5 protein-coding genes and 1 pseudogene are annotated in these 10,422 nt (G+C 52.6%); 2 read left to right on the forward strand and 4 right to left on the reverse strand.

Annotated elements, in window-relative coordinates; all coding sequences use genetic code 11:
- From HFM78_RS02120 to HFM78_RS02135, 4 genes are all read right to left on the reverse strand, one after another.
- A partial coding sequence (locus HFM78_RS02120) for a DUF6531 domain-containing protein (RefSeq protein WP_287127763.1) occupies positions 1-3,768 on the reverse strand: 3,768 nt, incomplete at its 3' end.
- A gap of 44 nt (positions 3,769-3,812) precedes the next feature.
- Positions 3,813-4,916 carry a hypothetical protein gene (locus tag HFM78_RS02125; RefSeq protein WP_287127764.1) on the reverse strand — a complete coding sequence of 368 codons (1,104 nt, stop codon included), beginning with the start codon at positions 4,914-4,916 and terminating at the stop codon, positions 3,813-3,815.
- 156 nt (positions 4,917-5,072) lie between these two features.
- A complete protein-coding gene (locus tag HFM78_RS02130) occupies positions 5,073-7,466 on the reverse strand; it encodes an IPT/TIG domain-containing protein (RefSeq protein ID WP_287127765.1) in 2,394 nt (797 codons plus the stop codon).
- A gap of 423 nt (positions 7,467-7,889) precedes the next feature.
- Entirely contained in the window at positions 7,890-9,227 is a 1,338-nt protein-coding gene (locus HFM78_RS02135) for a di-heme oxidoredictase family protein (RefSeq protein ID WP_287127766.1), read from the reverse strand.
- 158 nt (positions 9,228-9,385) lie between these two features.
- Here HFM78_RS02135 and HFM78_RS16070 point away from each other — a divergent pair.
- Together HFM78_RS16070 and HFM78_RS02140 are read left to right on the forward strand one after the other, a co-directional pair.
- Positions 9,386-9,633: pseudogene (locus HFM78_RS16070) on the forward strand (RNA-guided endonuclease TnpB family protein); the annotation flags it as partial.
- Between the two features lie 170 nt (positions 9,634-9,803).
- Complete coding sequence (locus HFM78_RS02140) at positions 9,804-10,277, forward strand: transposase (protein ID WP_287127767.1); 474 nt, start codon at positions 9,804-9,806, stop codon at positions 10,275-10,277.
- The last annotated feature ends 145 nt before the right edge of the window (positions 10,278-10,422 follow it).

The following is a 10,422-nucleotide window of genomic DNA, read 5'->3' on the forward strand; positions in this document are numbered from 1 at the left end:
CTGCACTAAACCGGTGAAGGCATCCACCGTGAAGGTCAGTTCGCCTGATACTGAACTCACCTTCGTGACGTTATGGCCTGGGTCCCGCGTTATCGTTATCGTGTTGCCGTTGCGGTCCACTACCCGACTCATAAAGTGTCTGGTCTTGGTACTTGCGGTGGCGGACCGCTCGAACCACAACGTCTCCCCGGTCTTGAGCTTCAGACTATAGGTGTTGCTTGTTGACTTAGCCATCACCGCCCCGCGATACTCCGGTTTGTCCTCGTTGATGAAACTACCCGGTTGGCTGATGAGTTCCGAGAAGCGGATGCGGTCATTGTTGGGCTGCACCAAGAACACCGAGCGCAAGGCATTGGTGGTGGTGCTCGCTTGAGTTCTACTTGCACTGACACTGACGAACACCTCGCTGAGACCATCGAGCATCAGTTCGTAGTTGTGCCCGGTGCCCACCCCAAAGGGACCGATACGCGGGTCCTCACTGCGGTAGACGCGCTGGAGACTGAAGGGGGCTAGGCCGCCGGTGACGGCGAGGTCGGTGCGACTGAGGTTCTCGGTGCCACTGGCAAAGTCCACCGCGCCCCCAGTGTTGCAACCGCACTGTGGTTTCTCGGGTGGGTCGCCGGGACCGGGGTTCTGGGGCTGGGGGACCGGAAAGTGCCAACTGAAGGACGGCAGACCGTAGGGTGTGCCTGTGGCTGCATCTATCTCTGGGACCACCTGTCGCCCATCGAGACTCACGCGCCCGGTGCCGTAATAGATGTAATCGCCGGACTCCGTTTCGTGGTCCGCCCGGTACAGGTCCACCTGCGCGTTGGGCTGGGTGGTCTTGTTTAAGTTGGGATAGGTCACCTGCACAGGTTGGCTGAGAATCGCGTCGGCAGGTTGAATCGAGAGTAGTTGCACCGGGGCGATGGCGACGGGGTAGGGCATGGGGCTACGGTCGGGGCGCACTGTGGTGATGATGAGTTCTGTGACTGGGGTGCCGTCAAAGCGCGTTATCTTCAAACCCGCCGGGAGTTTGACCTCTAGGCCAGGGGCACGGCGTGGCTTCAGCACCAAGTCTTCAGTTATCACTGTCGGGATCTTGAAGCGGCCTGTGGGGTCATTGGCGGTCAGGTAGACGGTGAAGGGCAGGACGTTGGCTTGGCCCGCGACGATTTGGGCGGGGGTGACGATTTTGGGGTAGGCGAGCTTGGGGGTGCTGATGACCTGACCGTCTACCGTAATCGTGGTTAACCGCTCCGGCAGGTTACGTAAGGTGAAGTAGCCGTCTTTATTGGTGAACGCCTCGCCTTGCCCAGGGAATTGCTCCAACGAGACGCGCACCCCAGCGAGGGGTCTTGCCACCAACTCCCCAGTCAGCACCCGTCCCGTCAAGGTGGTCTGCTGTTGGGTGACCGGCGGCGGGGTAATTATGAAGTCAAGAGCGTTGGAGCGACCGTTGGTCCCAGCGAGTTTCAGGGTACGGGGACCGGGGAGGGCGGTGGGGTTGACGATGACCTCAATGACTTGCTCGGTATCGTTAGCGTGGAGGATGCGGCTGACGATATCGGCCCCCGAGGAGAACTGGACCTGGGTGACAGTTTTGAGGTGTAGGCCGCGTAGAGTGAGGCGGGTAGTCTGGTTAACGGACAGTGTATTCGGGCTGACGGTATCGAGGCGGGGGGTCAAACTTAGGTTCGGAATCCCCAAGACCTGCGCGGTAACAGTGACTTGACCGTTAGGCGGTGGGACAATTTCTAGGGGGACGGTGACGGATTTACCCGGTGGCAACTGCTCTTCACCGCCGAGTTTGACCAGAACTACCGGGAGCTTGGTTTTATCCTCATACCCTGCCAACTGGAGTAACCGCGCTCCTGCTGGCAGTGCCACGCGTACATATAAAGGTCCTGTTAAGGGTGCTGGACTGGTATTGGTGAGGACGAGTTCGCGGCGTTCATGGTTGACCCGTTGCAGGGGTCCCAGGTCCGTCGTGAAATTCTGCGCTTGTTGGCTGGCATTGAGGACGCGGGGGCTAAACTTCACCGCTTCAACTGAAGTGGCGTTGAAGGTCAAGAGGACCCGCACCCGCTGGCCTACCCCGAGGACCGTCCCCAGATTCGTCACCGGGACTAACCAACCCCCACTCTGGATGGCATAGCCCTGGGTGGGCGTAGTCAGGACCACACCGCGCTTTAACCGCTCCACGCTCAAGTACAACGGACCACGCAAGGATTTTCCCGTGGTGTTGGTCAGGGTCACGGTTTGATGGACCTGCGGCAACCCCGCCTGGATTTTTGTAGTCAGGGTGATCCCCGGCAAGAGTTCTAAAGTCGTGGGGATAGGGGCGAGTTTCAGCGCGGTCGGGGCCTCTAGGTCACTACCTTGTTGTACTGAAGGCGTAGAGGGCGGCGGCGTTGTATCACTCGGGGGCGCGGTTGTGGTACTCGCCGTTACCAGTTGGACCGCTAGGCTTATCTTGGCGCGAACCCCGTTGCCAAACCTATCGCTCAGTCCCGTCCCAATTTCCAGAACGGCTGTCCCTGTGGGCGTACCCAAGACCAGCACCTTGACGGTATCGGGCTGGACCAACTGCAATCCAATTGGTAGACTCTCCCCAGTCAGCCCACGTTTAAGCTGAATCGTTTCATTGGTCAGCCGCGCTAAGCTCACGGGACGGTTGAATCTTAGGGTGAATTCTTGACCCGTCAGCGTACTCCCCGGTGTGGGTTGGACCAGGGTCAAGGGCGTGACTGGCATTTGCCAGACTTGGCTTTGGTCGCCCTGCTGACGGGTCAGGTAGACCTGCTCGACCTGGGTCGCAGATTCCGCTACCGCCATGCTCGTCCAGGCCGCCGGGGGTAGTTGTAGCTTGCGGACCAGGGCACCGGCGCGGTCTAAGACGGTCACTTGCAGACCCTCTCGACTGAGGACCCACAACTGGTCTGCACCCTGGGCATGGCGTACCACCCAAGGCTGCACCAGACCCGTCAGCTCCTGGACTACCTGGGCTTGGAGTTGGCCTTCACGGGTGGTCAACACTAGCTCAATCAGCTTGTTCTGGGTCGGGAGGGTGGCCCACAACTGACCTATCGTCTTGTCCGTGAGGTCTGGGACAAAGGCGAGACTACTCACTTGACCCAGGGGCGGACCACTGAGGGTGATGGGCCGTAATGTATCGCTACCTAAACTTGGATTAATGGCGAAGAGTTGTCCCGCTTGGGTTACGACAAAAATTTCACCATCCTCCGTGGGCACCCCCCCCAGCGCTGCCAAGCCCTCACCCTTGGGCAATTCCTGCCGAAAGAGGACTTTACCCAAAGGACTCTGGGAGCCATCGCTAAGTTGCACTAGGGCTTCTGGGGTCAAGACAAAAGGAGCCGCCGAAGTAGCCCCAAAGGTCAAAGCAGTCCCCTGGGTACGGGCGAAAACTTGGGCTTGGGCCGTCGTGGGGTTGACCTGGAGAATAGTCGTCCCCTGGCTGACCAAGAGATTCCCAAGGCGTAACTGAGGACTTTTGAAGGGGGTGGTGATGACCTCCAGGAGGTCAGGCTGGTTGGGTTGGGGATTGGCGGGGAGATTATCGAGGAGGAGGGCCGGTGTATAGAGCGTGGGGGCCGTAATCGTCTGGGCGAGGACGGGTTGGGCCAGACCCAGCAAGGACTGCACAACCAGCAGAAGGACCAGCAGCAAGGCTGTGAATTTACGCCCCAGGTAAACTAGTCGCCTCAGCCAAGCCGACAGTGGTTCATTCCTTCCCTTCACAACCGACACAACTTGCATACCCATGATGCCCTCGTAATTGTTAGCTCATTTGTGAGTCAGAGTGATTGCTAAGGAGCTAAGAAAGTGCTGAACACGTTAATAACCGATGTACCGGCAGGTAGGGTGGTGATGGTGACTGAACCTGTCTTACCCGTGACATCTAGAGTGCCGGGATAAGTAGTTGCCTTGTAGATATTACTGGTCCCATCCACGGGTGCAACACGAACCGTAAAAGGTGTATTGCCCGGTACGTTAGTGGCTACCACATTAACGACAATGGACGTTTGAAATGAAGGTAGCGTGACATCGGGCGGCGTGACTAAGCCACCTGTTCCATTACTCAAAGTCACGGTAGTCCCTGACGCGTTGATAGAAGAAACTCGAATCGAGGGTACGCCCGTAGCAGGGAAAGCAGCCGTAGGGGTGGTCGTCCGGCTGTAATCTGAAGTGCCCGAGATGTTTGTATGGAGATTTTGAGTTGCCTCAGTTCGCACGTAACCACTGGAGCCACAGTAGGTGGAGGAGTAGTAGCCGCATGGGCCATAGCTCACATTAATAGCTCCTGTGCCCGTAATGGTATTGGCTATCAGGCGAACAGCTCCTCCTGAACCACTGGCTGATGATTCTCCTCCTTTAGCATTGATACTTCCGGTAATCGTAATGGTTCCACTTGAAGCAAGTAGAAGCGCACCACCACCACCGCCACCACCGTTGGCACCATTCCCACCAAATCCTCCTCCACCCCCCGAACCACCGTATAGCGGGATTAGTTGCTGGTTAGCCTTGAATAGCCCGCCACCTTTTGGATAAATGCTAGTTGATGCTCCCCCATCACCACCCAGAGGACCTGCGCCTGGAGACCCAGCGGTAGTAGAAGAAGTACCCCCACTGCCACCGGTGTAACCTCCTGGTCCGCCAGCTCCGCCAGCGATACCAATAGCATTGGAGCCGTTGACGTTGAAAGTTCCAAGAATAGTTGCATCTAATTGAGTCAAAAACTGCACAGGCCGGTTGAGACGATCCGCTTTAAAACTAAGCGTAATGCCCGTGCCTAGATAAAAACTGGTGAAGTTATAAGCTCCTTTGGTATCAGGTAAACCAACACCAGGGAACGTCCCAGTTATTACAGTAGTACCGTTCTTGTAAGTGAGTTCACCCGTACCGAGGTCCATTATAATCTCGGTAAAACCCGTAGGAGCACCGCTAGGAGGGAAGGGACCATTGACTCCCGAGCTAGAACTATCGTACTGAGCCAAGACTGTAGGCATGAAGGCCAATGAGAGAGTAATCAGTAAGCATTGAATGAACTTAAGCATGAGCGTCTCCTTTTAGGGTTGTGAACAAGTTGAACTTGAGCCAGGATTACAACTACTGACGGCAGCATTGCTTCCTCGTACTGTACCCGAAACTAATAAGGGATTAAGGATACTGACGACAGTATTTATCCCCACGGCTGAGCTAGTTAGCTCCCTGGAATTGTAGATACTGATGGCACCATTTACCCCCAATGTTGAGCTAAAAAATTCTTGGGAATTATGGATACTAACAGCACTGTTTACTCCCAAGGACAAAGCTGAATTTGTCTGGGGGTTATGGAGACTCAGAGCTGCATTGATTCCCGTAGACGTAAAACTCATGCGGTTTAAAATACTCAGGGCTGTATCAATGCCCATCGCACTTCCCGAACTAAATAGTGAGAGCGGATTATATAAACTTACACCCTCGTTAAACCCCCTATCTTTCCCTAGCTCAGCCGTGGGATTGAGAACACTGACTACAGCATCTACGCCTGTAGGTATGGATGTTGAAGCAGGATTTAGCACACTTGCTCCCGCGTTCACCTTCACCTCATCCCCAGGGTTGAAGGAGGAAAATGAATTGAAGATACTCAGGGCTGATTGTACTTTTTGCTCTACGCTAATCTTAGTAGCAGGATTAAATATCCCAATAGCAGTGTTGGCCCCGTAGCGTAATTCAGGTGATGACGTGTTGTAGAGACTGAGTGCTGTTTGTATATTGTTCGGTGCCAAATCGAGGCCAAGGGCAACCGTACCCGTAGCCCTGTGTTCTGGATTTATATTGTAGTCAAAGACAACTTGGAAAAAGTATCGCTGACCTTGTACTCCTGTCAAGTCTATGGGCCCACTTACAGCCTGAAAACTACCATTACTCATGGCACTAAAAGCCACAGAGGGAACAGTAATCTTCTGTTGCAAAGAGCCATCGGGTCTAAAAATGAAGACCCTCAAGTAACCACTGCCAGTCAAGCTAGTCACATTAATACTTAGCATCATGTCTTGACTTATCGGCCCGACTAGGAATAAACCATTATCTCCATAGGCAATCAGCTTCCCTGAGCCATCACTCTCCAAGCTCACGGGCTTACGAAAAGGAATGCGGGGGACAAGATACAAGGAGTTAGGCGCGCGGGTGATCCCTAGCACCGTCTCGACAGTGACTAAAGTAGCTGTGCCCGGTGTGCCCACAGGATTGTAGGGGACACTCAGATTCGGTACGACAAAGGTGACTCCTGAAGATGTCACACTAGTTACATTCGCAACGCTCTCCCCTACCTTCACCGTCAATCCACCATTCTCAAAACCAGAACCAGCCAGAGTAATCGTGTCACCGGGTTGGGCTACCGGGGCTGAGAAGGCCCCCAGCACTGGAGCTACCCCCACCCCAAGCACCCCCGTGGCCTGGAAGCCAGTGCCAAAATCAAATACGGGTTGTAGCACGTACTGCCCACTAGCAGGCAGATTGAGGGTGGAGACAATTTGCAGTGTGCCATTGGTGAGTTGGTTGAAGTTAATTGAACTCAGCGTCGTTACCAGCGCGTTGTCTGGCCCATAGACAAATAGGCGCAAGAAACCATTGCCGTTGACCCGTGTTGCATTGACGGTCAGGTTGATAGTCTTACCGCCTTCTACCAGAATGAGACCGTTATCGCCGTAGGAACTCAGCGTCCCCTGGATGGCAGTTGCGCTTAGTGACTCCTTAAAGGCAATACGCGGCACAAGATACAAGCTCTTTGGTGCTGTGGTCGTACCCTGGGCGGTTTGTACAGTCACAAACTTTGCTGTCCCCGCTGTCCCCTGGGGATTAATCGGGATACTGATGTTGGGTACGACAAAAGTAATGGCTGTGTCACTGACCGCTGTAACTTGCGCTAGGACATCGCCCACCTTGACCGTATTGGCTGTAGCTGTCGGGTCAAAATTTGTACCAGCGAGCGTAATGCTGTCCCCCGGTTGGGCAATGGGTAAAGAGTAAGCCCCCAGGGTAGGACGACCATTGAGGTTCACTACGGTAAAAGTTCCGGCAGCCCGCGAAACCGTATCTACTTTGACGGTCACTGGGCCAGTTGTCGCGCCGACTGGGACCACTGTCGTAAGGGTGGTACGCGCTGTATTAACCGTCACACTCGCTGCTGGTGTCCCATTAAAACTCACTGTAGGACTACTGAAACCCGTCCCAGAAATTGTTACCGTTGTCCCGACTGTCCCCACGGTAGGAGCTAGGCTAACCACACTAAAAAGCGGTGAATTACTATTCTTCACCTGTAGGATATTTCCGGTGGCATCGTATACGTATTGCGTAATAGAACCATCGGTCTCATCTACTTCAATGAGCCGTCCGTCGGCATCGTAGCGGTACTCAGTTGTCTGGGCTAATATAGGTATTCCTAGGACCAATAAAGCTAGTAAAACTATTCCCGGCACCTGCCGATACTCAGTGAAACTATAGACAGCAAAATTCCTTATTGTATTATTCCAAACTATATTTAATAGCCAATCACTATTATGGAATCTATCAACTTTATTCACCACCCGAAAAGCAAGCTGACCAAGAAATCCAGCTCCAAGTGCTTTAAAACGGAAGTAGCTGTTTGGACAGCCATCATTTGTCTCTAGCCACAAAATTTTCACCGCCACTTGACGGACTAGCTTGGACATTTCCATCACTGGATCTCGCCGCGATTAGGACTAAGTATTCAGACTGGGTGTTGTGGTCAGATGCAGGTTTTAATTTACTTCTGTTCACGCAGGTATCTTACCGTAGTTTTTCCTCTTGGCAAGATCTAAATTTAGAAAACTACGCGAATTGAAGAAAAGTTGTAGTCCGTGTTAACACGTAGTAGCCATTTAGTTCCTGCTTAGTTGGGGTGCTTTCAGAGATTGTAAGAAGAGGACAAGATCTTCTTGCTCCTTGGGTTCTAGGGCTTGGAAGGCTTTGCTTGCCGCTGCCGCTTCGCCGCCGTGGGCCACGATAGCCGCTGGTAAGGTGTGGGCCCGTCCGTCATGGAGGTAAGGTGGCGCGTCCGCCACTCCCCATAGCTTAGTAGTGATGAATACACTGGGGCCAACACCAGTCACCTTGTCATCTGAGAGCTGTCCATTGGCTTCGGCAAGTCCTGCGCCTAGGTCGTGTCGTTTGAGGTCACTGTAGAGGGCTACTTTCACCTTGCCGTCTTCCCGTTGTAATACGGGTGGTAGGCCCGCATAGCCTTTGAGCAAGTCGAGGGTAGGAGCGGGTTCACCCATTGCGCTTTCTATCGTCACTTCTGGTTTAGTCAATGCTAGATGGGAGACGTGGCAAGTTGCACAGTTAGCCTCAAACCACTGTCCACCCCGGCGCACCTGAGCGCGTCGTATCGGGTCTTGGGGTAAGACTAACTGCGGTGTCGGGAGTACAGCTTGAAAAGCACTCAAGGCGGTAATTTGACGAGTACTAAACTCGTTGACTACTCCGTCCTCATCATGGTCATACTGCGCCCAATTACCCTGCAAGGGGTACCGCCGCTTCAGCAACTCCGGCGATTCCAACCCATGGTGCCGCCACACCGCCTCTTGGGTGAACCGGCGTATGGTGCCCCGCGTACCTTTGGCATGGAAGGGACGAATCACGAGGTCACGGTCTACCCCTTCTAATCGGGTCAAGTCCAAGTCGCCCAAGGGCAGGGCCGTTAGCTGCCCAAAGGCTATTCCCTTACTGGCCAAGTCCACAGTCACGGCTTCACCAGTCGCCCGTGCTCGCTCCTTCTCCTGCTGTCGTTGGGACTGAAGTTCGGTGCTCATTTCTTGCGCTAGGGCTTGGACAGCCCCTCCACCCCACAGTGCAGTAGAGTTACGGATATTGGCTCGTTCAATTCTGCGTTCTAGGCCAGGGTCTATTCCTACCCAGACGTTCTTGCGGTTGCCTGCCCCACCGCCAACGCCGCCCAAATTATGGCACTCTAAGCAGGTCTTGGCATCAGGGCCGAGTTGGCGTTCAAAAAGCACGAGTTCCGGCTGGCCTAGACGGTACCCAAAGCCTTCACTGACCTTAAAAGTCCGGGTAAACAGGTTACGTCCGTCTTGTACAAGGCGGTCCTGAGCTGAGAGCTGGGTTGCAGCACTTAGTAAACTCGCTAGGGCGAGGGTACTTATGCCAGTCAGTAAGCGTGCGAGAACAATTCGTCGTGTAGGACGGAAACGAGACATAGAGTAGACCTAGCACTAATCTTGACTAAAATTATCACCTCTCCCCAGGTTTTTGCTTAAGTAAATTTACCGAGAAAATGGGTCTAAAGCCCGTCCTTCTAGGTCGGCTTTTATCTTACTACTAACTCATTTTATGATGGGTATGCTATCATAGAGTGATGCTTGTACTAGAGTTCAAAGCCTACGCCAAAGCTGCTCAGTTTAGCGCAATCGACGAAGCAATCCGAACGACTCAGTTCATTCGGAAGAAAGCTATTCAATTGTGGATGGACGGAGAAGCTGAGTCTTGGTATAACTCTCTCGGCACTGTGCTTTACGAGCCAAAGAATTTGACTTTGCACATAAGTTGAACTCAATGGCTCGACAAACTGCGGCTGAACGGGCATGGGCAAGCTGTAGTAGATTTACATGCTCTTACCGCTCGACCTATTGCGTGTTTTGGACAACCTAATAACTCAGCTATTTGAGTATAAGACAACTTATCTTTACAGGGCATCTCGATTAATTGCCTAGATAGGATAAAAATGAGAGAACAAAAGAAGAATTGGGGAAGTAGTTAAGATGGAACAATAAGGCATGTGGGATTGGGAGCAACGTCATCAAAAGCTAGATGAGCAGAAAAGTTTCTTAACGCCGTTAGACACCTTGATTCCATGGGAAGAATCTCGTTCTCTTTTACAAAAAGTACATGAACGCCCTAGAAAAAGTAATGCGGGTCGCAAACCTTTGAATGTAATTCTAAAGTTCAAACTCCTGCTGCTCCAAGGATTTTATAACATTAGCGATGCAGGGCTAGAGTATCAGGTTAATGACCGCCTATCGTTCATGAAATTCCTTAAGCTGGGTTTGGAAGATGCAGTCGCTGATGCAACAACTGTTTGGCAATTTAGAGAAGATTTGACTCGATTAGAAATAATTGATGAACTCTATGAGAAATTTGAAAGTTACTTAAGTGCTCAGGGATATAAAGCTCAAGGTGGTCAGATTATAGATGCAAGTTTTGTACCTGTACCCAAACAGCATAAGGGTACCTCGATAAATAAAGGATGAAGGGAAGAATTATTAGAAAAAATGATTCTTATTAACAAACAAGAGTTTTTATACCCCTCTCTGCTAATCTTTTCGATTTATTTCCGCCATTTTCCTTGATTTAGTTACACTACGCCTGTCCTTTGTACATAAACATACCCACGAA

The organism is Candidatus Cyanaurora vandensis (assembly GCF_013285555.1).
Classification (GTDB): domain Bacteria; phylum Cyanobacteriota; class Cyanobacteriia; order Gloeobacterales; family Anthocerotibacteraceae; genus Cyanaurora; species Cyanaurora vandensis.

Bases quoted from the DNA above. Each gene is read 5' to 3' on its own strand.
- HFM78_RS02125 (WP_287127764.1), bottom strand. From the start codon at position 4,916: ATGGACCTCGGTACGGGTGAACTCACTTACAAGAACGGTACTACTGTA.
- HFM78_RS02135 (WP_287127766.1), bottom strand. From the start codon at position 9,227: ATGTCTCGTTTCCGTCCTACACGACGAATTGTTCTCGCACGCTTACTG.
- HFM78_RS02140 (WP_287127767.1), top strand. From the start codon at position 9,804: ATGTGGGATTGGGAGCAACGTCATCAAAAGCTAGATGAGCAGAAAAGT.